This window comes from Halobacillus litoralis (genome assembly GCF_020171725.1).
Classification (GTDB): domain Bacteria; phylum Bacillota; class Bacilli; order Bacillales; family Halobacillaceae; genus Halobacillus; species Halobacillus litoralis_F.
Map to the genome: position 1 here is coordinate 364,867 of NZ_JAIVAJ010000005.1, position 25,571 is coordinate 390,437.

The 25,571-nt window shown below is 48.1% G+C and carries 23 protein-coding genes; 7 read left to right on the plus strand and 16 right to left on the minus strand.

The genetic code is table 11. From position 1 onward, the window contains the following. Positions 1–165 precede the first annotated feature (165 nt). The 5 genes from LCM20_RS11640 to LCM20_RS11660 all read right to left on the minus strand — a co-directional run bounded on the left by LCM20_RS11640 (position 166) and on the right by LCM20_RS11660 (position 5,886). On the minus strand, positions 166–813 hold the full coding sequence (locus LCM20_RS11640; protein WP_225195628.1) for a LysE family translocator: 648 nt from the start codon (positions 811–813) through the stop codon (positions 166–168). A 7-nt stretch (positions 814–820) separates the two neighbouring features. After that, positions 821–1,273 (minus strand): cupredoxin domain-containing protein, encoded by a 453-nt coding sequence (locus LCM20_RS11645; RefSeq protein ID WP_225195629.1) that lies wholly within the window; start codon positions 1,271–1,273, stop codon positions 821–823. Between the two features lie 141 nt (positions 1,274–1,414). Further along, a complete protein-coding gene (locus tag LCM20_RS11650) occupies positions 1,415–2,311 on the minus strand; it encodes a vanadium-dependent haloperoxidase (RefSeq protein WP_225195630.1) in 897 nt (298 codons plus the stop codon). Positions 2,312–2,370: 59 nt separating this feature from the next. Continuing rightward, entirely contained in the window at positions 2,371–4,176 is a 1,806-nt protein-coding gene (locus LCM20_RS11655; protein WP_225195631.1) for an ABC transporter ATP-binding protein, read from the minus strand. After that, positions 4,177–5,886: an ABC transporter ATP-binding protein gene (locus LCM20_RS11660; RefSeq protein ID WP_225195632.1), complete on the minus strand. Its 1,710-nt coding sequence runs from the start codon at positions 5,884–5,886 to the stop codon at positions 4,177–4,179. It lies immediately after the preceding gene. Positions 5,887–6,201: 315 nt separating this feature from the next. Between LCM20_RS11660 and LCM20_RS11665 the strand changes: the two genes are divergently transcribed. Continuing rightward, positions 6,202–6,396: a hypothetical protein gene (locus LCM20_RS11665; RefSeq protein ID WP_225195633.1), complete on the plus strand. Its 195-nt coding sequence runs from the start codon at positions 6,202–6,204 to the stop codon at positions 6,394–6,396. A 101-nt stretch (positions 6,397–6,497) separates the two neighbouring features. Here the strand turns inward: LCM20_RS11665 and LCM20_RS11670 are convergent, their stop codons facing one another. From LCM20_RS11670 to LCM20_RS11690, 5 genes are all read right to left on the minus strand, one after another. Continuing rightward, complete coding sequence (locus LCM20_RS11670; RefSeq protein ID WP_225195634.1) at positions 6,498–7,175, minus strand: GDSL-type esterase/lipase family protein; 678 nt, start codon at positions 7,173–7,175, stop codon at positions 6,498–6,500. Positions 7,176–7,258: 83 nt separating this feature from the next. Further along, complete coding sequence (locus LCM20_RS11675) at positions 7,259–7,969, minus strand: CAP domain-containing protein (protein WP_225195635.1); 711 nt, start codon at positions 7,967–7,969, stop codon at positions 7,259–7,261. 782 nt (positions 7,970–8,751) lie between these two features. Next, on the minus strand, positions 8,752–8,958 hold the full coding sequence (locus LCM20_RS11680) for a hypothetical protein (RefSeq protein WP_225195636.1): 207 nt from the start codon (positions 8,956–8,958) through the stop codon (positions 8,752–8,754). A gap of 84 nt (positions 8,959–9,042) precedes the next feature. After that, entirely contained in the window at positions 9,043–10,251 is a 1,209-nt protein-coding gene (locus LCM20_RS11685) for a cystathionine gamma-synthase family protein (protein ID WP_225195637.1), read from the minus strand. A 34-nt stretch (positions 10,252–10,285) separates the two neighbouring features. Further along, entirely contained in the window at positions 10,286–11,470 is a 1,185-nt protein-coding gene (locus tag LCM20_RS11690) for a M24 family metallopeptidase (protein WP_225195738.1), read from the minus strand. A 240-nt stretch (positions 11,471–11,710) separates the two neighbouring features. Here LCM20_RS11690 and LCM20_RS11695 point away from each other — a divergent pair, with 240 nt between their 5' ends. The 4 genes from LCM20_RS11695 (at position 11,711) to LCM20_RS11710 (ending at position 17,312) form a co-directional block, all read left to right on the plus strand. Next, positions 11,711–12,952 (plus strand): threonine synthase, encoded by a 1,242-nt coding sequence (locus tag LCM20_RS11695; RefSeq protein WP_225195638.1) that lies wholly within the window; start codon positions 11,711–11,713, stop codon positions 12,950–12,952. Further along, entirely contained in the window at positions 12,939–13,841 is a 903-nt protein-coding gene (locus LCM20_RS11700; RefSeq protein WP_225195639.1) for an aldo/keto reductase, read from the plus strand. Before LCM20_RS11695 ends, LCM20_RS11700 begins: the two co-directional genes overlap by 14 nt. Before the next feature lie 105 nt (positions 13,842–13,946). Next, complete coding sequence (locus LCM20_RS11705) at positions 13,947–15,233, plus strand: S-layer homology domain-containing protein (protein ID WP_225195640.1); 1,287 nt, start codon at positions 13,947–13,949, stop codon at positions 15,231–15,233. Between the two features lie 324 nt (positions 15,234–15,557). Beyond that, the gene (locus LCM20_RS11710; RefSeq protein ID WP_225195641.1) at positions 15,558–17,312 is read left to right on the plus strand and encodes a methyl-accepting chemotaxis protein; all 1,755 of its coding nucleotides are present in this window, start codon (positions 15,558–15,560) and stop codon (positions 17,310–17,312) included. Between the two features lie 60 nt (positions 17,313–17,372). Here the strand turns inward: LCM20_RS11710 and LCM20_RS11715 are convergent, their stop codons facing one another. The 4 genes from LCM20_RS11715 to LCM20_RS11730 all read right to left on the minus strand — a co-directional run bounded on the left by LCM20_RS11715 (position 17,373) and on the right by LCM20_RS11730 (position 20,878). After that, a complete protein-coding gene (locus LCM20_RS11715) occupies positions 17,373–19,019 on the minus strand; it encodes a PucR family transcriptional regulator (protein WP_225195642.1) in 1,647 nt (548 codons plus the stop codon). Positions 19,020–19,173: 154 nt separating this feature from the next. After that, the gene (locus LCM20_RS11720; RefSeq protein WP_225195643.1) at positions 19,174–19,767 is read right to left on the minus strand and encodes a Fic/DOC family protein; all 594 of its coding nucleotides are present in this window, start codon (positions 19,765–19,767) and stop codon (positions 19,174–19,176) included. Then, entirely contained in the window at positions 19,760–19,939 is a 180-nt protein-coding gene (locus tag LCM20_RS11725) for a hypothetical protein (RefSeq protein ID WP_225195644.1), read from the minus strand. The genes LCM20_RS11720 and LCM20_RS11725 overlap by 8 nt, the downstream gene beginning before the upstream one ends. A gap of 102 nt (positions 19,940–20,041) precedes the next feature. Further along, positions 20,042–20,878 carry a Ku protein gene (locus LCM20_RS11730; RefSeq protein WP_225195645.1) on the minus strand — a complete coding sequence of 279 codons (837 nt, stop codon included), beginning with the start codon at positions 20,876–20,878 and terminating at the stop codon, positions 20,042–20,044. Between the two features lie 112 nt (positions 20,879–20,990). Between LCM20_RS11730 and ligD the strand changes: the two genes are divergently transcribed. Next, a complete protein-coding gene (gene ligD / locus LCM20_RS11735; protein ID WP_225195646.1) occupies positions 20,991–22,751 on the plus strand; it encodes a DNA ligase D in 1,761 nt (586 codons plus the stop codon). A 112-nt stretch (positions 22,752–22,863) separates the two neighbouring features. Next, positions 22,864–23,112, plus strand: coding sequence for a hypothetical protein (locus tag LCM20_RS11740; RefSeq protein ID WP_225195647.1), 249 nt, complete (start codon positions 22,864–22,866; stop codon positions 23,110–23,112). 68 nt (positions 23,113–23,180) lie between these two features. On the opposite strand, the gene LCM20_RS11745 is transcribed toward LCM20_RS11740, so the two are convergent. After that, a complete protein-coding gene (locus tag LCM20_RS11745) occupies positions 23,181–24,737 on the minus strand; it encodes a fatty acid--CoA ligase (RefSeq protein WP_225195648.1) in 1,557 nt (518 codons plus the stop codon). A gap of 65 nt (positions 24,738–24,802) precedes the next feature. Continuing rightward, positions 24,803–25,570, minus strand: coding sequence for a 3-hydroxyacyl-CoA dehydrogenase (locus LCM20_RS11750; RefSeq protein ID WP_225195649.1), 768 nt, complete (start codon positions 25,568–25,570; stop codon positions 24,803–24,805). Position 25,571: the final 1 nt, after the last annotated feature.

The following is a 25,571-nucleotide window of genomic DNA, read 5'->3' on the forward strand; positions in this document are numbered from 1 at the left end:
TTGGTGCGATGCCTGTCCCATTAAAAGTTTTATCGGACTATGAGTCGATCGTTTGGTGCGTTGCCTGTCCCATTAAGAGATTTATCGGACAGATCCTCTCCAGTCGGCACACCTTCTGTCCCAATCCTCCAAACACAACCGGAAACAGTCCGTATCCATCAACCACTAGACAAATTGGATAAGCAACTGAACGCCCTGCCACCCCATTCTTCCCCCGAAACCGATCAAGATCAGGCTTGCACCTATATGAATAAAACGCAGGACAAAAGGCGACGCCAGAAAACGTCCAAAATGCGTCATAAAAGCCATGTTCAGGTTCCACAACCCGATTCCAACAAAGACGAGCATACTGATTAAAAAGGAATACAGAAGGTTTTCCTTTTCAAAAGCACTGCTCAGTACAGAGCCATAGATGCTGATCCAGAACAAAAGGTTCATGGGATTGGTACTGGCAATCAAGAAGCCTTTCAGAAACGACCCTCTATAAATGGAGGATGGAACCGTACTGTTTTCCGTCCGTTGATCCATCATAAGATGAGGGGACTTCATACTGACCAGCCCGCTATGTATCAGAACGAGTGCCCCCATCATCAATAGTAGAATCTTAACCCAGACCACAGATAAGAAAGCGGCCATGCCGAGGAACATGGCTCCCATCAGCAACAAATCAGATGACATCCCCCCAAGACCTACGAACAATGCCGAGAGAAAACCATAGGTCAGCCCCCGCTTCACAATTTCAATATTAATCGGACCTACTGGTGCCGCAATGGATAGGCCCAGGAAGATGTGTGCCGCAACCATTCCAATCATGGCAGCGTTAATCTACGACGATGTAAGCAATCATCGGTCCGTTTGTGGAAGTATCTGCGTGGGTCGTACAGATCAAACGGTAGATTCCTTCTTTATCAAAATTCAGGTCAACGACGGTTTCTTCCCCTTGCTTCACGGTACCTTTTATATCCGTTCCTTCAATGTAAAACGGGTGTTCGTGGCCGTTGACACCGAATATGTTCAATTGAACCGCTTCTCCTTTTTCCACAAAAATCGTGCCAGGGTCCCATCGGTACGCCTCGATCTCTTTGCCATCTTTCGTCTCTGCTTTGAATTCTCCGGTGACAAGGTTGATTACTCTAGGGCTTTTCTTATCCATCAAGGACGTCGGAACCGCTCCCTTCCATACCGAGCTTCCAATAAAATAAGCTGCAAAGGCAATGACAAGTGCTCCCGCTATGAGACCGATTTTCTTTGCGGATAAAATAAGGGCATCCATCAACATTCCTCCTAAGGGTTTGTTGATTCATGTATATGCGTACAAGCCTCGGAAACTTGTCTACTTTTTTCAAAAAGCTGCATTCACACACTGCATAAAAAATGCTCCCTGCCACCATAGGGTGATCGGAAGCATTTTTTGTTAGAAGAATAAGCGTGGGTCCGGCCATTCACTCGATGAAGATTCCTCTTCATCACTAAGCAGCAGCGAGTTACAGCTTTGATCATACTCGAAAGGAATCACCTGCTCATAATCGACCGGCAGAATATCAGCATCCCGGTAGGAGCGGAACGGGTGATCGAGCGGCACTCCGTTCACTTCGTCTTTCTGCAGCTCCTCGACAACGATACGACCGATTTGTCTTCCGAGACGGAGCCCCTGCTCGTTATCTGCTGGGTAATGAACCCCTGCGTACAGCCTTGACACCGCATTTTCTTCCGCGATTTGGTGCAATTTCCTTCGCTCTCCCGGGAAGAAGTAACTCAAGATCACTTCGGCAGCACCGGAAACGGTCGCGTGACCAGAAGGATAGGATGGGTGGTTCGGTGTACATACAACGGTCGCAAGGTTCTGATCCAACTGGTTCGGTCTAGGTACGAGCCATTTGTATTTCAGTGACCAGCAGACGACGAACGCATCGTTCATACCGCTGAACAAAGCTCCAAGGATACGTGCAGCCCTCGGTGCCTCTACGCTGTATGTGTCAATCAAGCGGTCCACAACCGGAATCCACTGCTTGGACGGTGGGCCGCTTCCCCAATATTCCGCTATTTTGACTTGTTCTTCTGTTAAGTTAGCCAAGGCTTCCTTCACTTCCTGGAGCTGCTTATAAAAGTCAATTTTGTCTGGTGACTTGATGGCTAAGCGGATCGGTCTTCCATCAAGCTTTTTGAAGCCGTGCCTTCTGCTATGTTCAATAAAATAAGTCTTCCACTCCCCCGCTTCAGGCTCTACGCCTCCGCGAACGGTCGGTGGATGTGAAGCTCCTGCATAAGGGACTTCAGTCCACAAAGGTAATCGATCATGTCGATTGCTCATCATACATACCCCTTTTTACTATACGGTATGTCCTTTGTGGGAAGGTGTGCCGTCAAAACCTAAGATAGGGCTTGCCCTTCTGCCATTTGGGTGCGAACCAAGTCTGCGTAGAACCCTTTCTGTTTCAACAGCTCACGGTGAGAACCTTTTTCGATGATCTGACCGTCCTGAAGTACAAGGATGAGGTCTGCCGACCGGATGGTATTTAAGCGGTGTGCAATGACAAAGCTCGTCCGGCCTTTCATCAGTTTAGCCAGAGCGTCATTGATTTTCATTTCCGTTACCGTATCGATACTGCTCGTCGCTTCATCGAGGATGAGCAAAGACGGATTGGCAATCATCGCACGGGCAATCGATAACAACTGCCGCTGTCCGTGGCTGACTCCATGTCCGTCTGAATCCAGCCACGTATCATATCCATCCGGCAGCTGTCGGATGAACTCGTCGGCATGGGCCGCACGCGCAGCTTGTTCGACCTCTTCATCCGTCGCATCCAGCCTTCCATAGCGGATGTTCTCACGAATGGTTGTATGGAACATCGTAGAATCCTGCAGCACGACCCCCATCTGCTGGCGCAGGCTTCGGCGTGTCATTTCGTTCAGAGGCTTCCCGTCCATCAAGATGATTCCGTCACTCGGTTCATAAAAACGAGAGAGCAAAGAGATGATTGTCGTCTTCCCTGCCCCTGTTGGACCGACAAGGGCGACCGTCTCACCCTGCTTGGCGTGGAAGGATATATCTTTTAATGTAGACTGGTCGTCGTCATAAGAGAAATCAACTTGTTCAAAGCGAACATCCCCTTCTAACGCTGGAACATCTTCCGCCTTTGTCTCGTCCTTCTCTTCGACCTTCTTGTCTATGATATCGAAGACCCGCTCCGCTCCTGCTACCGCAGAAAGAATCATGTTAAACTGGTTCGCCAAATCATTCAGCGGCCTCGTAAACTGCCTCGAATACGTTGTAAACGTCACGATGACACCGATTGAAATCGAGCCGTTCAACGCAAGCAGTCCCCCGCCCCCTACAATGATGGCGAAACTCACATTGTTCAGCATGTTCATGAGCTTCGGAATGAACCCGGTGTACACTTGTGCCCAGTACCCCGAATCCCTGAGCGCTTCATTTTTCCCCTTAAACTCTTCAATCACCTGTTCTTCACGGGAAAACATCGATACGATCGTCTGCCCGGAGAACATTTCCTCGACGTAGCCGTTCACTTCACCGAGGTGATGCTGCTGTTCTTTGAAATACTTCTCCGTCCGCTTCGTAATCCACTTCATTCCGAAATACATCACAGGTACAATCGTAATCGTCAACAGCGTGAGGAGAGGACTGAGCCATAGCATCATGACAAGCGTTCCCGTGATCGTCAACACACTCGTTACAAACTGGACAATCGCCGTATTCAACGTCCGACTCACGTTCTCCATATCATTGGTCAGTCGACTCATCAGCTCTCCCTGTTGATACTCTTGGAAAAAGAGAATTGGAAGACGCTGCAGGTGTGAGAATAAATGATTTCTCATTTTGTACACCGCATTCTGTGCGATGCCGATCATCCAGTAATTCTGCAGCCAGAGAAAGGCCGATTGAAAGCCGTAGATGAACAAAAGGGTTGTAAGCATGGTCAGAAGAACGCTGAGATCCGGCTCTGCGATGACGAGATCTACCGTACGGCCGAGAAGATATGGTCCGGCAAGCGACAACCCCGAACTTGCCAGGATGAGAAGCAGCACGGTGTAAAAACGCTTCTTCTCTTCTTTCATATACGAGAAAATTCTGCGAGTCGTCGCCTTGATATCATTGACCTTCGGCGGAGCTGTGCCGATCCCCTGATGCCTTCGGACATTCGTTCGCTGAGCCATCTACTGCACCTCCTCCAACTGAGATTGATACACTTCCCGGTAATAGTCGCTTTCCTTCAGCAATTGTTCGTGCGGCCCCTCTGCTATCAACTTTCCTTTGTGCAGGACGAGAATATCATGAGCCGCCTTCAAGGAACTGATTTTCTGCGCGACCATAAACACGGTGCAGGACTGTTCCCTGAGTGCCTCCATCAACCGATGTTCGGTATGGGCATCGAGGGCACTGGTACTGTCATCTAAAATAAGGATCTTCGGCTTCCGGACGAGTGCACGCGCAATCGAAAGACGCTGTTTCTGCCCCCCAGAGAACGTCACCCCTTTCTGCCCGAGCCTCGTTTCATATCCGTTCGGTAAAGTCGTTATAAATTCGTGAATCTGCGCCTGTTCCGCTGCTTCACGAATCTCAGCATCCGAAGCCTCTTCTTTTCCCCAGGCAATGTTCTCTTTCACGGTTCCTGAGAATAAGTGAATTTCCTGAGGCACAAGGCTGATCTGCTGTCGCAGGCTTTTCACATCGAGCGCTTCAATGGGATGATGATCCAAATAGATCGCACCACTCGTCTTTTCATAAAGACGCGGAATAAGGTGAAGCAGCGATGTTTTGCCCGAACCTGTTTCTCCAAGAATGCCGATCGTCCGCCCAGCTTCTGCCTGAAAGGAGATGGAATCGAGGGTTGTCATCTCTCCGTGACGGAATGAAACATCCTCAAATGAGACCTTTCCTTTTAACACAGGAGACTCCCCTTTCTTTTCATGAAGGTAAGAAGGCGTCTCCTCATCCAGGACGTCAGTAATACGGTTCGCTGAGGCGTTCCCTCGAGAAAACACCATAATCAGAAATGTGAAAATCGAGAAGGTGAACATGATCCGCGTCGCATAATTGACGATCGCAACGACTTCACCAGGCTGTATGCTGTTCGCCGCCAGCCGGTCCACACTCATCCACAGAACGACCAGGATGATGATATTCATCCCGAGCATGACAACAGGCATGGCCACTTCCATCAGCCACAGCGCCCTTTTGTTTTTATCCATCAAGTCATCATTCACACCGCGGAACCGCTCTTCCTCATGCTTCCCACGGTTGAATCCCTTGATTAACCGGATGCCCGTCAAGTTTTCACGAATGACCGTGTTCACTCTGTCCACCTTTTGTTGAACGCGACTGAACAACCGTACCCCTTTGGATAAAATAAAGAAGAGGAAGGCTAAAAACAATGGAACAGCGACGATTAGAATAAGCGAAAGCTGCACATCAATCGTAAACGCCATAAAGAGTGCAAAAACGATGAACAGCGGTGCCCTGAGAGCAATCCGGACAAACATGAACAGCAGATTCTGTATTTGTACGACATCGTTTGTAATGCGCGTAATCAACCCGGGTGTCGAGTAGGATTGAAAGTTCCGACTCGTAAAGGACTGGACCTTCTCAAATAGATCCCGCCTTAAGTCATATCCAACCCCCTGACTCAAACGGGCGGCGAAGAAGGAATTCGTCACCCCTGCTGCAAAGGCAAGAAGCGATAACCCAACCAGAACCGCTCCCCAACCAGAGACCACTGAAAAGTCCCCTGCCACAATCCCTTCGTCGACGATTTTAGCCATCAGCAGTGGCTGAACAAGCTCGACAACCAACTCAATACCCATGAGGGCGAGTGCAATGATAGCCGACCATTTATAGGATAAAGAATAAGTAAATAAGCGTCTCACACGGTCGTCCTCCGTTATGTCTGAAAGTTCCTATAATTATACAGGATGATTTGAACAGATAGAAGCAAGACTGTTCAGTCATTATATAGTTCATTTCACCCTAATTTTCTTAGTATAACGTTTGTATAACAAATGCATGGAACATTCATATGGTTAAGATTACAAAAAGGTGTACATAGCCATTGAAAAAGAATGATTTTAAAGTGATAATAATAAGTGTCTATTTTTTTAAGGACAAACCGACGGTCTCAAGATCAGATTCCAAAATATTATATTACTATCATACCCCCGGATGATATCAGGAAGGTGATGTACATGAAGGACAACATCAAGCCGATTTTCCCAGTAACTGACGAACTGTTGGAATTAGTTGACCTCCTAAATCAAGTGTCCGATACCTCTGATGACCATATCATTCCTCAAACCATGACCGTATTAAACAAGGTGTATGCACAAGGAATTATGGAAGGGTATCAAAAAGCCATGGAAAAGAAAGAGCAGAATGTATAACTTCCGTTAACTGAATCGCCAACCTAATTAAATAAAAGCATGACCGATTAGAAAAAGCACTCTCCTTTGTACAAGGCAGGGTGCTTTTTCATGTGATTCGATTATGGGAGAGCACGCAGCCCAAGATCAGCCAATGCTCTGTGACCGATGATTGTAGGGTGGACATCTCTAGTCATCATGTATTCAGGACGCTTGTGGAAAACGCTGTAAGCATCCACAACCTGCACATCCATTACGTACTGATAAAATTGAGACAACGTCTTATACTGTTCATTGATATACCGGAGAGGGACATCCACCTCTGGACCAGCTTTGGGATAGGGGTTGTAGAGGTTGTACACTAAGACTTTTGCGTCAGACTTTTTATTGAGCTCAATTAGTATCCTGCCTACATGATCCAGCAAATCCGTAATGACCCCCTTCACTTCTCCTACATCCAGCTGATCGAGGTCTTTATTCTCTTTCAAAAGATTAAGCAAGTCATTTCCACCAATATAAAGGATGATATAATCCGCCTCTTGAACACTGTGAATAACCTGTGGATCGTTATTCAATTTGGCTAGAAGCTCCTCTGAAGTAATACCTGGTTTACTTAAGTTTGTAAGGTGCCACCCTTTGTCTTTGGAAATGAGAGCAGGAAAAGACTGCTGTTCAGGATCAGGAAGATGATAACCGTAAGGTATTGAATCACCGATGGCAACGAGCTTCTTTTCTTCCGCTTGAACGAGCATCGGTTGAATAATCATGAAAATAATAGCAAGCAATAGAATATTTCTCATTCTCATCGTCTCCAATGAAAGGGCGAGCTGCCCCTAAAAATTAAAGAAGAAAACGCCCGTCGAAACGGGCGTTTGGTTACGACTTATTTTCCAATGAACATTTGTGTCCAATATTGACCGTCCTGCGCAAATCCAACGCCGATGTGCGTCAAGTTTTGGTTCATGATGTTCTTACGGTGTCCACTGCTGTTCAACCAAGCATCCACCACTTGCTTCGGTGTCTGCTGACCGGCTGCGATGTTCTCGGCAGCTGTACGATAATCAACACCGAATTGCTTCAGCATATCAAATGGAGATCCGTACGTCGGTGAAGTATGGGAGAAGTAATCCTTCTCGGCCATATCTTCAGACTTTGTCTGTGCCACTTCGTTCACGGCCGGACTCATTTTGAGCGGTTTCAATCCATTTTTCTCTCGAGCTTCATTCGTAAGGCGGACAACTTCATCTTTAAAAGAGCCGTCTACTTGGTCGATACGCTCTTTGTTCGAGCCCATCTTGTCATCGCCTTGTGCATAGCGATCCGCTTCTTCATATGAGTTCATATCTCCACTATTGGAATACGTCCCATTCGGGTTAAGCCCTTCAAATGGAATATTGGCATCGAAGCGGTGCTGCTGGATCGATTTGTCCGTGCGTTCGCCCTGATGAGGCTGAATGCCTTGGTCTTCAGGTCCGAAGCTGACTTGACGCATGTTATTCTGCTGATTTTCACGTGCGCCTTCTTCTGTATTACAAGCTGCTAATGCAAACAGCATAGCAGTCATAACGATCAGGATATATATCGTCTTTTTCATGCTGATCCTCCTTATTAGGAATTCTTCACCTTTACTATGCTCATGATGGAGTGAATTATCCTATTTGGAGGCTTCCATATCCCACTAAAAAAACCGCTTTGTAGTAAGAATAGTCGTTTTCTTTTTCTCCAAAAATAATTCGGACTGGTTACAGTGCTTTCGATCTTCTTGATGTCCCATTACTCGCTTATTCGGACTCAACTCCTTGCTTCAAAGCCACTCGCTGTCCCGATAAAGAACAAACAGCTGTACTGTATCAACGTAGGTGGCTTCAGAAGAGCGGCGACCTATTTTTCCACCCCCGCTTCGACCAAACCTTTACCAACAAATTAAAAACCCAGCTATGCATGAGCACAGCTGGGTTCCAGAATGTTGAGAATGTACGCCTGATGTTGATTCTTTCATCTTTCAAGTATAGTAACTCCTGTCGATATACGCTGTTGGAGTGTTTAAGTGTTGATTGTTCGCACAGATGACCGCTTCATACTCTGTTATGGTTAGGTTCTGGACCCACTGTTATAGCAAAGTGGGGTGGAAAATGGCGAGACTCCAGCGGGATGCACGGACAACGGCGAGACCCCACAGGACGTTAGTCCGAGGAGATAAGTGAACAAGGATGTTCGAACTAAAACCGCCACGTCCTGTGGCAACGTCGAACGACCCAACGTCCTGTTGGGCCGCCGGAAAGCGAGTTATTTTCCACCCCACGACTCACTCAATCTTATCCAGAACCTTTTCAACACCCTGAAACCCAGCTATGCATGAGCATAGCTAGGTTCATTCTACTTCGTATCGCAGTCCGGACAACATATGTTGCAGCCGTTCACTTGGTCGTAAGTATTTCTCGCAACCTCCACCGCACTCGCACAGTCGGTATGTCCGCCAAGCTCCAGCAGATTTTTTTCAAAAGGCATGAACTTGCATCCTTCCACGTGTACCTCATGATCACCATTCGTCTGTTGATTCTGGTTTACGTAATATTGAGCCATGCTACTCCTCCTTTATAGGATGGAGAAGTACCCTATTCCAATATTAGTAAAACAAAGATTCTTCCCCGGGAAATATTGCAGTCATCATCCTGGGTTGCTCAAATTCTCCAGCTTCGAGGTGACGGACTCAAAAGCCTGAGCTAAGTCGGCTTTGAGGTCTTCAATATCCTCAATACCAGCTGAATACCGAATCAACCCTTCCGGAATTCCCATGGCCGCCCGCTCGGCAGGCGTACATTCAACGTGGCTTGTCGTCCGGGAAGGGCCTACGACGGTTTCGACAGAACCTAGATTAGCTGCGCGGTTCGCAAACTGCAGCCTCGGAAGGAGATCTCTTACTGTATCCACTCCGCCTTTTACCGAAAAGCTCAACATTCCGCCAAAGCCGGTCATCTGTTTTTTGGCAATATCGTGATGAGGGTGATCAGGTAAGCCCGGGTAATAGACACCCTCAACCAAATCAAATGTCTGCAAGTACTCGGCGACCTCCTGTGCGTTGCGATTCTGTTGATCAATTCTAAGCTTCAACGTTTTCATTCCTCTAAGTAATAAATAGGCGGCCATAGGATCGAGTGTGGCTCCGTTAATTTCGCGATAATGATAAATGTCTTCTACGAGTGCTTTCCGTCCGCATACGACACCACCTAGAGCATCCGCATGCCCTCCCAGGAATTTCGTCGCGCTGTGAATCACTAAGTCCACACCTAAGGATAAAGGCTGTTGATTGATTGGAGTGGCAAAGGTATTATCCACAATGACAACTGCTCCGACGGCTTTACCGGCTTTCGCCATCCGTTCGATGTCCGTGATTTTGACTGTCGGATTGGTAGGGCTCTCTAAATAAAGCACTTTGCACCCTTTAGCGATTTCCTCTTCAAGGGCTTCGTGATCCCCTGTATCACAAAGGGCTACCTCCACTTGCTGCTTGGGTAGGAACTCCGTGAAAATTTTGTTCGTCCCTCCATACGTGTCTTTAATGGACACGATCCGGTCGCCCGGGAATAGCAAGGTCCCGAGCGTATTGCTGATGGCAGCCATCCCTGTCGAGAAGCTCGTTGCGGCTTCTGCATTTTCTAAAACGCGGACTTTCTCTTCAAAAGCCTGAACCGTCGGATTCGTGTTTCGGCCATAGATATGACCTTCCCGGTGACCAATGGCAACCTCATACCACTCATCCATATCTTCATATCCAAATGACACACTGTGTACGACTGGTACTTGAGTAGCGCCAAAGGCTAACTGCTCTTTTTCCCCAGCCCAAATTGATTTTGTCCCCATCTTCGCTTTTTCCATGCTATTCTCTCCTTTCAGGTTATCCACACATCATTCAGCTGATTTGACCTCCAAGATTCAAGGAGTCTCGAACAATCAACTCCTGTGGATAGGCTGTGAATCGTTCACTACCTTTCTCTGTCACGCGGAAGGTTTCACTGATCTCAATGCCATCCGTATGAAACCAAAGGGCCGGAATGAGGTGAAACGTCATATTCGGTTGAAGGACCGTGTGATCGCCTTTTCGAATACTTGCGGTATGCTCACCCCAGTCCGGTGGATAGTTGAGGCCGACTGAATAGCCGAGCCGGGCTTCTTTTTCATAACCGTGAGCTTGAATCGACTTCCTCCACGTCTCCTCAAGCTCACCGCATGTTACGCCGGGCTTCGCTTTCTCAAGCACGGCCTGAATGCCTTCCAACACGACAGGCGCGACCTGTTTCAAACGTTCATTCGGCTGGCCGACAGACACGGTGCGGGCAAGTGGAACGTGATAACGCTTATAGCAGCCTGCCAGTTCAATGATGACGGCACTCCCTTCTGAAAATGGCCGATCTGTCCACGTCAGGTGAGGAATCGATGTCCGGTCTCCTGTCGGAAGCAAAGGAACGATGGCGGGATACTCTCCCCCGAATTCCGGCGTACCTTTTACGATGTGATAATAAATTTCGGCAGCGGTATCACACTCCCTCACGCCAGGATAAATGCTCTCGACTCCTTTCGTCATCGCTAAGTCCGCGATTTGGGCTGCTTTTCTCATGTATTCAATCTCTTGATTCGACTTGATCATTCTCACAAGGTTCACCATCGACGTCGCGTCAAGGAAGGACGCATCCGGCAGACTACGCTTCAACCGCTCCAATGCTTTGGCTGTGAAATAGTAGTGGTCCATTTCCACCCCTATCCGACGGTTTCCCTGTCCAATCTGTTTCAAAATGGTGCCGATAAAGTCCATCGGATGGTGGGTTTCAGACTGTACATATTGATCTGGATACGCAATGACATTCTCGTCATACAACCACGTCGTTACACGGGCTCCGTTCGAATCCTGGTAACGCCCAATCCAAAGCGGCTGCGGTTCATCAATGATGATTACGAGCATTTGATGTACATAGAACGACCAAGCGTCATAGCCAGACAAATAATTCATATTGGCAGGATCTGTAATCAGAAGCACATCGATTCCGTTATCCATCATCCTCTTTTTCGTATTCATCAGTCGCTGCTGATACTCCACCATGTCAAAAGGAAGCAACGCCAACCCCTCCCCTGTTTATAATCTAAATTTTCTGATTAGTTCAAGTGTATGTTCCAATCTGCTTTTATGTAATGTAAAAAGTGTATGAAATTCTGTTCACACTCTTCAGACAAAATGACCATTTACTCACAGGATATTCACATATTCACGTAGAAAAGGTAACGATAGACAAGTACATGAAGTTATTCACATGTGGATATGAACCGAAAGGAGTTTTTTATAATGAAGTACAGTTATGTATCGCACCTGTATTGTCCTAAGTGTTCGGAGACTTACTCGACCGACGCCGAGCACCATTTATGTAGATGTGGGAGCCCGCTCCTTGTTCAGTATGATTTGGACAGCTTGAAGCATCATTTGAAAAAAGAGCAGCTTCAAGCCCGTAATCCAGACCTTTGGCGTTACCATGAGCTTCTTCCCGTACAAGACGAGCAATATAAGGTAACCTTAGGAGAGGGGATGAGTCCGCTGCTTCCGATGCCTGAGCTCGGTGAAGATATGAACATTCCGAAGCTACATATGAAAGATGAAGGCACGATTCCGACCGGCTCCTTCAAAGCACGAGGAGCTGCGGTCGGAGTTTCTAAAGCGAAGGAACTCGGCGTGGGTGAACTTGCGATGCCGACGAACGGAAATGCCGGAGCGGCTTGGTCCCTTTATGCTGCCCGTGCCTCGATTGGTTCTACCATCGTCATGCCTATTGATGCGCCGAAGATTACGCGTAATGAGTGTGCGGTTTCTGGCGCCAACCTTTATTTAGTAAACGGTTTGATCAGTGACGCTGGAAAGATTGTCGCCCGAGCCGTTGAAAGGGACAACCTTTACGATGTGTCGACATTGAAAGAACCATACCGCATCGAAGGAAAGAAAACGATGGGCATTGAAATTGCAGAACAACTCGGTTGGGAAGTTCCCGATGTGATCCTTTACCCTACAGGGGGCGGCGTCGGGCTGATTGGGATTCACAAAGCATTAAAGGAACTTCAAGCACTCGGCTGGATCGACGAAAATCGAATGCCCCGTCTCGTAGCCGTTCAATCGGAAGGCTGTGCTCCAATCGTCGAAGCTTGGAGAAAAGGCGATCGAGAAGCACCGTTCTGGGAGAACTCTTCAACCGTCGCTTTTGGCATCAATGTGCCGAAAGCATTGGGAGACTTCCTCGTTCTCGATGCTCTATATGATACAGATGGCTGTGCCATTGCGGTCTCAGAAGACGCACTTCTCGAGGAACAAAAGACAGCCGCTTCCTTAGAAGGTACATTCGTCTGTCCAGAAGGAGCGGCAGCCTTTTCTGCAGCCCGGACCTTACGCAATAAAGGGTGGATCCAAGAAAGCGACCGAGTCGTCGTTTTGAATACAGGCGCCGGCATCAAATACCCGGACACTGTTCAAATCGACGTCCCTACTTTACAACCCCATGAAAATTTATACGATACGAAGGAGAATGAACATGCAACGAATTGAAATGACGAATGATTTATCCTACTCCCGCCTTGTCCACGGACTATGGCGTTTATCAGACTGGAATCAGTCGAAAGAAGATACGCTAAGCCTGATCGAACACAACCTTGAACGTGGGATTACGACATTCGACCACGCGGATATATACGGCAGTTACACGTGCGAAGCCCTTTTCGGAGAAGCGCTGGAGCTTAAACCCTCCTTACGTGACAAAATGGAGATTGTGACGAAGTGCGGTATCGTGCTCCCATCTGAGAACCGTCCACAGCACAAGACGCACCACTACAACACAAGCCGGGAGCACATTGTGCAATCTGTGGAAAACTCTCTGGACAACTTGAAAACGGATTACATCGATACACTGCTCATCCACAGACCCGATCCGTTCATGGACGGTGAAGAAGTGGCAGAGGCTTTCACGCAACTCAAGAAAGATGGCAAAGTCCGCTACTTCGGAGTCTCGAATTTCAAGGACCATCAATGGGACATGCTGCAATCTTACCTGCCGTTTGATTTGATCACGAACCAAATTGAACTGTCTGCCTATCATCTAGAGAACTTTGAGGATGGCACACTTAATTTGTGTCAGGAAAAACGAATCTCACCGATGGCCTGGTCACCGCTTGCTGGCGGACAGGTGTTCCATGCAGAAGATGAGAAAGCGGCACGTCTTCGCGATACGCTTGAAAAAGTCCAACAGGAAACCGGGGCTGACGGCATCGATCAAGTTTTGTATGCATGGCTGTTGAATCACCCGGCGAACATTATACCGATCATTGGATCAGGCAAAACGGAACGAATCGATCGGGCCATTGCTTCACTCGACATCAAACTGAACCACGACCAGTGGTTTGAGATTCTACAAAGCTCAATGGGGCATGACGTTCCATAATGGCACTGTAGAATACAGACCGATCAAGAATGAATCAAGAGCTTGGACTGCAAGGTTCAAGCTCTCTCCCTAAACAGAGATATTTCTTTAAAGGAGAGGAACAAATTGAAAAAAATAACGTTGGTCCTGCTTACCGTATTCCTGCTGATTCCCTGGCACACAGCTTTTGCCGATGATGCAGAGGTTTCTTACGTATCCTTAGGAGACTCGCTGGCATTCGGCCTGACGCCAGACTATGAAGAAGGAACCATCCCTGAGAGCGGCTATTCCGATCTATTAGCCCACCACTTCACTCAACTCGGTCTGTTAAATCGTTATGATAAGAGCTTCGCTTATCCTGGGTACACCACAGAGGACGTTCTGACAGATATCCGCAGCAATAAGCTGAACCTTGATGGAGACGCCATCCAGCCTCTGCTAACGGATGCGGATATCGTGACGATAAGCGCAGGTGCCAATGACGTCCTGCAGAACCTTGATATTAACCCAGAGAGTCAAGAAGCTGAGGTGGATATCGAACAGTTCACGAAAATCATTCAGCAGGTCGAGTCGAATCTAACCTCGATTGTGACCGAAATCGAAGAGCTGAATCAAGAAGCAGATATTTATCTGATGGGCTACTACAACCCATTCCCGCGACTTCCTGAAGAGGAACAGTTGAAGCTGAACCTGGCCCTCCTTCAGTTCAACCGGGTCATTAAAAAAGTAGCGGATACGAACGATGCGACATTCGTTCCTGTCCAACAAGCCATCGAGAAAAAAGCGCTGGATTACCTGCCTGACGAGACGGATGTCCATCCGAATGAGGAAGGATACGAGGCGATTGCAAATGCGTACTGGCGTGTCCTGTCTCCACAGGAACCTGTAAGCTTCACAGATGTTTCAGACAGCCATTTTGCTAAGGATGCCATCGACGCTTTAACTTCTAAAACGATTCTTCGAGGATACGGGGACGGAAGCTTTGGCGCTGATCGCAACGTAACACGTGGCGAAGCAAGCCTGATGCTCAACCGCAGTATTGTTTTTTCAAAAGACACTCCACCCGCCCCTGACTTTGACGATGTAAAGCCCGGCATGAGCACCTATGATGCCATCGCACGTCTGAAGGAGGAAAAGGTGATCGATGGTTTCGGTGACGGATTCTTTTACCCGAACCAAACGCTGACACGTGCTCAGATGGCCAAAATTCTAGTAGGAGCCTTCGACCTTGAATCCTCTTCTACCGAAATGGCGTTTTCTGATGTTTCCCCTGATTCATGGGCAGCACCTTACATCCAAACCTTAGCCGACAATGAAATTACCCTCGGGTACGGGGATGGCACGTTTCGACCAGACGCCTCTGTAACCAGAGAACAACTAGCCGCCTTCCTCTTCCGAAGCATGCAGCCATAAAGTATGGAGAATGGTTCTGTTACAAGTTGAGGTGGACAGCGGGGTGGAAAATAAGGAGACTCCTGCGGGATCAGTGGTTGTGGCGAGACCCCACAGGACGTTAGTCCGATGAGGCTCGGCGCCACCCTTCGGAAAGCGAGTTATTTTCAACCCCACTGACCACCACGTTCATAACAGAACCGTTCTGCATACTTACAGTCTTGAAGCAGAAAGACCCTATTTCGGTCTTTCTGCTTTTTTGTATTCGCATTTGATAGAAAGGCATATCCTTCCGATAGTAGAAATAGAGAATGCGCTCTATACAACTAGAAAAGGGGTTTTTTTATGAAACAATTTTGGAAGCGCAATCAATCGGTCAGGACGAAAATCTTTATCGTTACATTCATTCTACTTGCTGTCCCGTCGATTGTTGTTGGCGTACTAGGGTTTCAATCCAGTCAGAGTCACTTGAACGAGTTAGGAAAGACGAACTTGGAAAACAGTGTTCATCAGGCTGTGGATATGATCGAAGTCGTTCAGGATTCGGTTGAAGAAGGTAGAATCACGGAGCAGGATGCACAAGAAATGATTAAAGTAAAGCTCCTAGGAGAAATGAAGGAAGATGGCACAAGACCCATCAACTCAGAGATCGACCTTGGCGAGAACGGATACTTTTTCGTATTGGATAACGAAGGGAACGAGCTTGCCCACCCCCTTTTAGAGGGAGAAAACATCTGGGATTCTCAGGATACAAACGGTGTGAAGGTCGCTCAGGAACTGATTCAACAAGCTCAGAACGGTGGAGGCTTCACGTATTTCGAATGGCCGCTTCCGAATGACCCGGAATCTGAAGCAGCGAAAGTATCGTATTCTTACCATTACCCGGAATGGGGTTGGAACGTAGTCGCTGGTACATATATGATGGACTTCAACAGCGGCGCCGACCAAATCTTGAATACGATGCTGATCACGCTCGGATTAGCACTCATAATTGGTGCTGTCTTGATTTGGTGGTTCACACAAAGACTGACAAAGCCTCTGAAGCAATTGGCTGAACACTCCACCCACATTGCAGAAGGTGACTTTACCTCTGAAGACCTTGAAGTTCAGACGAAAGATGAAATCGGTCAGCTCGTCTTAAACTTCAATCAGATGAAACACAGTTTAAAGAATCTCGTTCAATCCGTTGCAGCATCCTCAGAACAAGTCGCCGCAGCTTCTGAGCAGATGAACGCAAATGCTGAAGAAAGTGCGAAGGCTTCCGAGCAAGTCACGACAGCTATACAGGAAGTAGCCGCCGGATCCGAGAAGCAATCATACGGATCGACAGAAGCGACAGACGCTGTGCAGCATCTATCCGCAGACATGTCATCCGTGTCGAAACAGGTGAACAAATTCGCGGACCAAACCAACGAGACGGCAGCCACTTCAAAATCCGGGGAGGAGTTGATACAATCCGCCCTGAAGCAGATGCATACAATAAATGCCAATACCGAAACTACGAATGAAACGATTAAAGTACTCGAAGCGAAGAGCACAGAAATCGGCAAGATCATCTCCATGATTACAGATATATCCGAACAAACGAACTTGCTTGCGCTGAACGCCGCCATCGAAGCCGCAAGGGCCGGTGAGCACGGCAAAGGGTTTGCTGTTGTGGCCGATGAAGTGCGGAAGCTTGCGGAAGAGTCCAACCAGTCAGCCAACAGCATTATGAACCTGATCCAGGATGTTCAAGTCAAAACGACAGAAGCCGTGGATTACATGAATCAGAATGACCAGGCTGTAAAATCAGGCGTCGAAATTGTAGAGGAAGCGGAAACGTCCTTCCAGCGAATTACTCAGGAAGTCCTTCAGCTCTCAGGCGGAATGAAGGATATCAACGACTCGATTCAAAGGATGACAGGGCAGACCGAAGATCTCGTCGGTTCCTTCCAGACGATGAATATGATCTCGTCCCAAGCGGCTGAGCATTCCGAACAAGTTGCCGCTGCAACCGAAGAGCAGAACGCCTCCATCGAAGAAATCTCCTCCACGAGTGAAGTGCTCGCTCGTGAAGCGAGTAAACTGCAGGAACAGATCAGCCACTTCAAACATTAGAAAAAAAAATAGCGGTACACACCACAACCCCCGGTCACATCATTCGACCGGGGGTTGTTCTCATATCTGCTTCAGCTTCCAAAGCCTCACACACAACTCCAACAAAAATAAATCATCTGCATTCAGAAGCGAAAGCCCCGTTAACTGCTCAATGTTCCGCAGCCGGTGAAGCAGCGATTGACGATGCAGGTTCAGCTCTCTCGCCGCTTTGCTGACGTTACTGTTGTGCTTGTTATACACCATGAACGTGTGAATCAAATCAGTCTGTCTTTTCGTATCATAATCCACTAACCGGCTTAGCGTCTCCTCCACAATCTGATCGATTTCACCCTCCATCGAAAGAGCCATAAGCACCCGGTTCATTTTTGTATGATAAAAAAACGTGCGGGAAGCCTCCGTCTGCTGCCTGCCGATTCTCCACGCCGCCGATGCTTCTTTATATCGCTGATGAAAAGGTGTGCTGCGTTCATCAAGTGACGAGACCCCCCAGGTGATCGAATGGTCCGCCAGCAGGTCATGAAGCCTGCGCTCGACGAGGTCCAGAAACTGATTGGCCTTTTCCTCCTGAGAGTCCGGACTGCCTTCGAGGAAAACAATCACTTCTTGATCATCAAACGTTGCCATCACTTTATTCTTCAGCACATCCCCTGCTCGAGTCAGCTCTTTCTGTACATAATAATTCCGGCTGTGCATAGAGGAGGTCTGCCCTTCATCCGATGAACTGAACCCCGGTGATTCAACGGTCGGATGGATGTGCCCGACGAGACACATGTATGAGCGGTCCAAGTCGTACCCTAACAACCTCGCTTTGGACGCATCGACCGGTTGATCGGTTCTCGCTAGATCCAGCAGAAAGTTATCCTTTAAACGGATTTCCGTCATTTCAATCGCATTCTCTTTTACGAAATAGAGCGCACAGGCTGTTAACCCATGCTCAAGGACAGTGAGCGTGAACCATGTCAGCTCGCCCTCCGTTTCAGGTTGGAACAATAAGTACCCCTGCTTTTTATAATTGGACGTAATCGTAAGTTGATAGCAGGAAGACGAATCCACCATGTACTTCTCAATAAAGTGGAACAGTGGGTGTTCACTGAAAGGGTGGACGGTCGTGGTCGAGACGACCCCCGATTCTTTCCCGTTCAAGACGTCGATTAAGAAACGGTCGAATGCGTGATTGGCACGGACCCTCTTATGCTGATCACTGATGGCAACCGGAATGCCCGTCTCCTTGTAGAGAATGGATGTGATTTCGTTTAGCCCTTCCCCGTTCAGCACGCAGTTTATCAGTGTCTGTCTGATTTGATCGGTACGCTTCTGCTCACTTTCCTTTGATTTTGTAATCATCTGGAGTACTTCCTGCAGGACATCTCCGAATCTGATTTCCCACGGCAATTCGAGCAGCACCATCCCCCGGGAATCAGCAAGCTGAATAATCGGTTCAGGGATTTGGTAAAGGTATCTTCCTGTAGCAAAAGCAAGCGCAGAGGCACCGGACTCAATGACGTCCCGGACATATTCCTCCAGTGCCTGTGGATCCTCTCCACACCCCATGCCCGTGCTTAACACGAACTCTTGATTGCGGACGTAATGCTCTACTGGCGCTTCCATTACCGAGACCCACTGGATTTCATTGTTATAGGCCTCTGTTAACCGCTTGGCTTTTTGCAGAACGGGCAGATCCATCACATCGTTCACCCTTACAGCCATCCACGTCTCCCCCTTTTTCAGAGTGTATGACTCAACCATTCTGATTTTTCTGATATTCACCATTATAATGGATGGATTTGCAGGATGGAAAGGGATTCCTTTTTTTCAGCACTGAATTCAAAAAGACACTTCTGCTCGTTTTAGCAGAAGTGCCTTATCTTTTCATCAAGGATTGTTCAATCACCCGCTTCAGTGGTTCCGGGTGACGAACCGATTGAACACTAGCTTGAAAAATCGTTTCCTTCGGTACAATGGACCAATCCAGGTGACAGCCTGCTTCAAGAGCCAGACATCTTATAAACTCCCGCAGACTCCTCCCATTTCCTTCACGGAACGGGTGGAGAACGTTCAGCTCGGCCATGTAGTACGTCAATCGTTCAGCCAGCTGTTCGACAGCCATCGTTTCCCAACTCTCGCTCATCAAGGATGAAAAAATCGGTTCCGAGGCATCACGGAGAAATCTGGCTTGCGCGAAAGAAAAACCATCTTTCGTAATATTCTCTGTCCGCAATTCTCCGGCAAATGGGTACAAGTCTTTGAAGATATATTCATGGATCCGTAATAGATGGCGTAAATCGAAATCACCCTGCACCGGCTTTTCCTGAAGTTCAGACAGCCGCTGGGTTGAAAGAATCGTCTCCATCGACTGCAGCTGCCTATCATCCATGATGTCATAGTGGTTGATCAATACGTCGGTGCCGGCATAACAATAGCGGGAGGATCCACTCCCATACCTGGATTCAGGCATGGCGAGAAAGTTCCAGCGCCCGCTTAATGAATTCTTTATGCGTAATGGCTCCGGTCAGGCACATTTTCACAAGGGATTCCTGCTTTTGATTAAGGCTTAATCCTTCAATTGCGATCGATGCTTTGGCTGAGGCCATTAAATGTTCAGCTTGCTCTTCCGTTCGTAAGCTCATACATGCTACCCTCCGACCCGTAGGTTTCTATCCTAATTATACTACAAAACCCATCCTAAATACAGGAATTGCATCCGACAAAAACTGGGACGAACCTTATCATTATGAGGTTTTTTTCTTCTTCCCTGATGCAGTTGTTTTCCTTTTGGTCGTTTTCTTCTTCGTTTCCTTCGTATTGGCCAGGGACTTTTCCAAAGCATCCATGAGATTGGTGACATTGTCCGGCTTTTTCGGATCCTTCGCTGTTTTGACTTCTTCATTGTTCCGCTTCGCTTCAATCAATTCAAGCAAGGCTGTTCGATAGTCATCATTGTATTTCTCAGGATCGAATGCCTCGGTCAACTGCTCAATCAGCGTGACAGCTGTACTGAGTTCCTTCTTGCTTAATTCCGATTCCTCTGGAACATTCGGTACATCCTGCACGTTTCTCACTTCATCAGGAAAATGAATGGTCTCCATTATTAGTGTATTCTCATATACTCGTACAATCGCCAATTGTTCCTTGGACCGGATGATAATTTTTGCGACTCCGATTTTTCCTGTATCAGCTAGCGCCTGCCTTAGAAGTCCGTAGGCTTTCGTCCCTCCTTCATTAGGGGACATGAAATAGCTGCGCTCAAAGTAGATCGGATCGATTTCTTCAAGCTTGACGAAGTCGATGATCTCGACGGCTTTGTCTTCCTGTTCTTTCTTCAACTGCTCCAAATCTTCCTCATCCAATACCACGAACTTATTTTTGGCATATTCATATGCCTTCACAATCTCAGTAGACTCCACTTCACGATCGCAAACCGGACATCTCTTTTTATACTCGACCGGTGAATGGCATTCTTCATGAAGCTGACGAAGCTTAATATCCTTATTCTCTGTAGCAGCATGGAGCTTGATTGGAATGTTCACGAGACCGAAGCTGATGCTTCCCTTCCACATCGTATGCATGGCGGCAACCTCCTTTTGGCCTTAGTTTGGTCTTCCAATTCGGACTTTATCCTATCTGAGCGTTTAAGAACCACCATTTGTCTCAAACTAAAAACAAAGGAGGAGATCTATAGTGGACAAGCCAATGAAATTGACGATGACGACAGAAGCTCCTACAGGAGTGGATTGGAATTATGAAGTGAAGTACGATGGCTTCCGGGCTTTGCTGCACTGGACTTCTTCAAGGATTCAGCTCATGAGCCGAAACGGCAAGGACTTATCCAAGCAGTTCCCCGAAATTACAAAGCTGCATGAAACGATTAAACCGTCTACCCTCCCTTTTACGCTGGACGGAGAACTTGTCATCCTGAACACACCATATCAGGCCAATTTCGAAGCCATCCAGCAGCGGGGGCGTCTTAGAAGTGATGACAAAATCACGGACAAAGCCGAGGAGCGGCCCGCTACTTTCATGGCGTTCGACCTGTTGAAAAACCCTGAAGCTCCATATACGAAACGAAGAAAAGCGTTAACGCATGCTGTTCAAGAGCTCAAGACGGACCGGATTCAGCTCGTCGAATCCTTTGCACAACTCGAGCAGATCGATGAACTTGTCATACGACACCGCGGGGAAGGGATGGTCGCCAAGCAGACGAACAGCACCTATCAGTACGGGCGCCGTTCAAAACAATGGCAGAAGGTGAAAAACTGGCGTACGGTCACTGTTTTCCTAACGAGATACGATCCCTCAAACGACTACTACAGTTGTGGACTTTATGACGGAGACGAAATCGTTCCAACCGGGAAATTCAAGCATGGTCTTGATGATGATCAAAGCGAGACGTTAAAAGCTTTTTTCAAGCAAAAAGGGGAAGAAATCGATCGCGTTTGGCACCTCCCACCGAGTGTTTGTGTCGATGTTCACTGCCTCGGCATTCATGACGGAGAGTTTCGAGAGCCGTTATTTAAAGACTTCCGGTTTGATTTAAAGCCCGCGGCCTGCACGAAGGAACAGTTGGAATGGGATTTAGCCATGGTTCCACCTGACGTGCCCGTTTCCAATGAAGACAAACGATTGTGGCCGAACCAGACAAAGCGGGACTACTTGATCTACCTGAGGGAAATCGCTCCTTACATGCTACCTTTTCTTGAAGATAAAAAACTGACCGTCATCCGCTATCCTGACGGGATCGAGGCAGAGTCTTTCTTCCAGAAGCACCTTCCCGACCATGCGCCGGACTATATCGGTGCGTGGGTAGAGGCAGGGAAAACCTATATGACGTGTACGACTGTCGAAGCGCTGCTTTGGTTCGGGAATCAGGCGGCTATCGAATGGCATATCCCTTTTCAAAAAGCCGGTGGCACGGATCCTGATGAGATCGTGTTCGATTTGGATCCGCCAGACCGTGATGCATTCTCTACAGCTGTACTAGCTGCCAGACTCCTGCATCACCTGCTCAACGAAATGGGCGTGCACAGTTTTGTCAAAACCTCCGGAAGCAAAGGAATACAGGTTCACATCCCTATTGAAGAGGGATCGATGTCATACGATGAAACACGCCGGTTTACCGAATCTCTAGCCTCTCTGATCATAAAGGAAAAGCCTGATTTGTTCACGATGGAAAGATTAAAGAAAAATCGAGGGAAAAGGTTATATTTGGATTATGTACAGCACGCAAAGGGAAAGACAATCGTAGCGCCTTACTCTCCACGTGCCAAGCAGGAAGCTTCGACGGCTGTTCCGTTGTATTGGCATGAACTCACTGAAGAGCTGCGCCCTGAACATTTTCCATTCACCGATGTCGTCGAACGCGTTCAGAAACTCGGTTGCCCATTCGCCCACTACAACGATGTGCGCGGCCTTCAACCGATTGAAACAATGAAATCCTTGTAAAAGCTCGTTTCTCATAGAAGGAAAAAGGGGAAGGTGATTCCTCCCCTTTTTGAAACTTTTTGTCAGTTCATATCGTATACATTATTGAGTCCACAAAAAAGGAGATCATCACATGCTAAGAATCAGCCGGCTTATTTTTTCCGTTCTTGTCATCGTTTCATCGTTATACATAGTCATCACCCGGAACTTCGACTCGATTCCTCTCATGTTGATGGCTCTTGCGGCTTCAACTTTTCTCATCGGCATCTCGGAAATCCGCTCTGATAAACGGAACTACTGGGGATATGTAAGCCTTGCTGCGACGCTACTTGTCCTGTACACGCTGATTGACCTTCTTGCTAATACGAACCTTTCTTTATAAATGAACGATTAAAACACGAAAAGCCCGAACCACGCCACCTTCATGCGTCGTTCGGGCTTTTTCACGTGTTAATCGGGGATGACTTGAGTCTGTTCCCTCAGCTTGAACTTCTGAAGCTTCCCACTCGCATTTCTCGGGAGTTCGTCTACAAATTCGTACCTTCTCGGACGCTTGTATCTGGCCAAACGGTTTCCGGAGATGCAGAACTCATCCAACTCTTTCTCAGAGAGCTCTCCTCCTTTTCGAACAATGAAGGCGACCACCCGCTCTCCCCATACCTCATCAGGCTCACCGACAACGGCAGCGTCTAAGACATCTGGATGGTCGAACAGGGCATCCTCCACTTCTCTTGAGTAAATATTCTCGCCGCCGGATAGAATCATATCTTTCACACGATCACTCACCCATAAGTAACCGTCTTCATCAAACGAGCCGACATCCCCTGAATGATACCATCCTCCGTACAGGGCTTCCTCTGTGGCCTCTGGGCGCTTATAGTACCCTTCCATCGTACTGGGTCCCCGTACGATGATTTCTCCAAGTTCACCAGGCTCACAGACGTCATCAGGCTCTGCCGGGCCGTCCTCTTTCGTTCGAACGACTCGGACTTCATGATTCAAAAGTGCTCTACCAGCCGAACCCGCTTTACTCAACTGCTCATCCTCCATCAGTGCCGTGATCGCCGGTCCCATCTCTGTCATGCCGTAAGCCTGGATTAACGCTACGCCAATGGAAGAATGAAGCCGTGTCGTTAAGGACGGAGCCATCGGGGCGCCACCGTACAGTGCTTGTCTAAGCGTCTGGAAGTCTTCCTTCGTAAACTCTTCCTGTAGCACCATATTCCACATCGTCGGAGCAGCGAACATCGTTGTGATCTGTTCCTGCTTCACCGTTTCAATCAACCCGGCCGGATCGAAGTGGTGCATCAACACATTCGAAGCTCCGATCATCACACGCGGGAAAAAGGCACAGTGCAACTCAGCACAGTGGAAGATCGGAGCAACCGTCAGTCCACGGTCATCATCTGTCAGCCTCAAGCAGGCTACCATGATCATCGCCTGATCCATCATATCCCGGTGGCTGTGTACAACACCTTTCGGCAGCCCTGTCGTACCCGAAGTGTACATGATAGCGTAGGGGTCATCTTCCTCCACTTCCTCCTTGACGGGTTCACTCGAGACAGCTGCTGTCTGGTCGTAAAAATAATCTCCATAAGAGACCTCCGGATCATCCACCGACCAGAAACGTACCTCCTCCATTGATTCTGCTACAGCTTGTATAGCTCCGGCAGTCGCCCGTTCAAATACAACCACTTTCGGTTCCGCATCCGTCAAAATAAACTCGATTTCTTTTTCTGTCAGTCTGAAATTGATTGGATTGAAGATGGCTCCTATTTTCGTGCAGGCAAACAACGTCGTCGTGAACTCAGCTGTATTAAACAATACGGTGGAAACTTTGTCGCCCTTCTCGACGCCTGCCGTCTTCAATGCGTTTGCGACCCGGTTCACTTCAAGATCCCACTCCCTGTAAGTCCACCTCGTTCCTAACCGGACGTCCACCAATCCCTCTTTTTCCCCGAACTTCCGTACCGTTTGTTCAAACATACTCTTTAACGTTGGTGCCATGATCATCGTCTCCTTTTTCATTAAAGTAGCTCACACCATGATCCAAGGACAAGGGGTACGACGGCTTATTTGGGCTGCATTCTAATGGCGCCGTCCAGGCGGATCACCTCCCCATTCAGCATCGTATTCTCCACAATGCTTACGACGAGCTGGGCAAATTCTGAAGGTTTCCCAAGCCGCTTTGGAAACGGGGTCTGCTTGCCCACGGCTTCACGAGCGGATTCCGGGATCTTCTCAGACATCGGGGTCTCGAACAAACCAGGTGCAATCGACATGACCCGGATCCCATGACGGGCCAGCTCGCGGGCTAAGGGAAGCGTCATCGCTGCGACCGCTCCTTTAGATGCACTGTAAGCAGCCTGGCCGATTTGCCCATCAAACGCTGCAATCGATGAAGTATTGATGATCAGCCCACGCTCGCCTTGCTCGTCCACATCGTTTCGTTCCATCCGCTCAGCTGCCAGGCGAATCATATTGAACGTCCCCATCACATTCACTTTCATCACGTTTTGAAAGCTTTCATACTGATGGATATTGTCTCGCCCGATCACTTTTTCCCCAATGGCGATACCGGCGCAGTTTACAAGAACGTGAATGGATCCGAATTGTTCCGACACTTGATCAAGCATTGAGGTTACTGAATGTTCAGACGTGACGTCCGTTTCGATAAAACAAGCCTTTGTGCCAATCTCATCGGCGAGCTTCTGTCCCTTCTCTCTGTTCCGATCTGCAATCACGACCGTCGCCCCAAGTTGAGCAAGCATGACCGCGGTCGCTTCACCGAGACCCGAGGCACCGCCGGTTACAACAGCCACTAAACCTTTCACTTTCATA

What these genes read in the sequence shown, in the direction of transcription:
- LCM20_RS11640 (WP_225195628.1), bottom strand. Translation starts at nt 813, where the DNA reads ATGATTGGAATGGTTGCGGCACACATCTTCCTGGGCCTATCCATTGCG.
- LCM20_RS11645 (WP_225195629.1), bottom strand. Translation starts at nt 1,273, where the DNA reads ATGGATGCCCTTATTTTATCCGCAAAGAAAATCGGTCTCATAGCGGGA.
- LCM20_RS11650 (WP_225195630.1), bottom strand. Translation starts at nt 2,311, where the DNA reads ATGAGCAATCGACATGATCGATTACCTTTGTGGACTGAAGTCCCTTAT.
- LCM20_RS11655 (WP_225195631.1), bottom strand. Translation starts at nt 4,176, where the DNA reads ATGGCTCAGCGAACGAATGTCCGAAGGCATCAGGGGATCGGCACAGCT.
- LCM20_RS11665 (WP_225195633.1), top strand. Translation starts at nt 6,202, where the DNA reads ATGAAGGACAACATCAAGCCGATTTTCCCAGTAACTGACGAACTGTTG.
- LCM20_RS11670 (WP_225195634.1), bottom strand. Translation starts at nt 7,175, where the DNA reads ATGAGAAATATTCTATTGCTTGCTATTATTTTCATGATTATTCAACCG.
- LCM20_RS11675 (WP_225195635.1), bottom strand. Translation starts at nt 7,969, where the DNA reads ATGAAAAAGACGATATATATCCTGATCGTTATGACTGCTATGCTGTTT.
- LCM20_RS11680 (WP_225195636.1), bottom strand. Translation starts at nt 8,958, where the DNA reads ATGGCTCAATATTACGTAAACCAGAATCAACAGACGAATGGTGATCAT.
- LCM20_RS11685 (WP_225195637.1), bottom strand. Translation starts at nt 10,251, where the DNA reads ATGGAAAAAGCGAAGATGGGGACAAAATCAATTTGGGCTGGGGAAAAA.
- LCM20_RS11690 (WP_225195738.1), bottom strand. Translation starts at nt 11,470, where the DNA reads ATGGTGGAGTATCAGCAGCGACTGATGAATACGAAAAAGAGGATGATG.
- LCM20_RS11695 (WP_225195638.1), top strand. Translation starts at nt 11,711, where the DNA reads ATGAAGTACAGTTATGTATCGCACCTGTATTGTCCTAAGTGTTCGGAG.
- LCM20_RS11700 (WP_225195639.1), top strand. Translation starts at nt 12,939, where the DNA reads ATGCAACGAATTGAAATGACGAATGATTTATCCTACTCCCGCCTTGTC.
- LCM20_RS11710 (WP_225195641.1), top strand. Translation starts at nt 15,558, where the DNA reads ATGAAACAATTTTGGAAGCGCAATCAATCGGTCAGGACGAAAATCTTT.
- LCM20_RS11715 (WP_225195642.1), bottom strand. Translation starts at nt 19,019, where the DNA reads ATGGCTGTAAGGGTGAACGATGTGATGGATCTGCCCGTTCTGCAAAAA.
- LCM20_RS11720 (WP_225195643.1), bottom strand. Translation starts at nt 19,767, where the DNA reads ATGCCTGAATCCAGGTATGGGAGTGGATCCTCCCGCTATTGTTATGCC.
- LCM20_RS11725 (WP_225195644.1), bottom strand. Translation starts at nt 19,939, where the DNA reads ATGAGCTTACGAACGGAAGAGCAAGCTGAACATTTAATGGCCTCAGCC.
- LCM20_RS11730 (WP_225195645.1), bottom strand. Translation starts at nt 20,878, where the DNA reads ATGCATACGATGTGGAAGGGAAGCATCAGCTTCGGTCTCGTGAACATT.
- LCM20_RS11740 (WP_225195647.1), top strand. Translation starts at nt 22,864, where the DNA reads ATGCTAAGAATCAGCCGGCTTATTTTTTCCGTTCTTGTCATCGTTTCA.
- LCM20_RS11745 (WP_225195648.1), bottom strand. Translation starts at nt 24,737, where the DNA reads ATGGCACCAACGTTAAAGAGTATGTTTGAACAAACGGTACGGAAGTTC.
- LCM20_RS11750 (WP_225195649.1), bottom strand. Translation starts at nt 25,570, where the DNA reads ATGAAAGTGAAAGGTTTAGTGGCTGTTGTAACCGGCGGTGCCTCGGGT.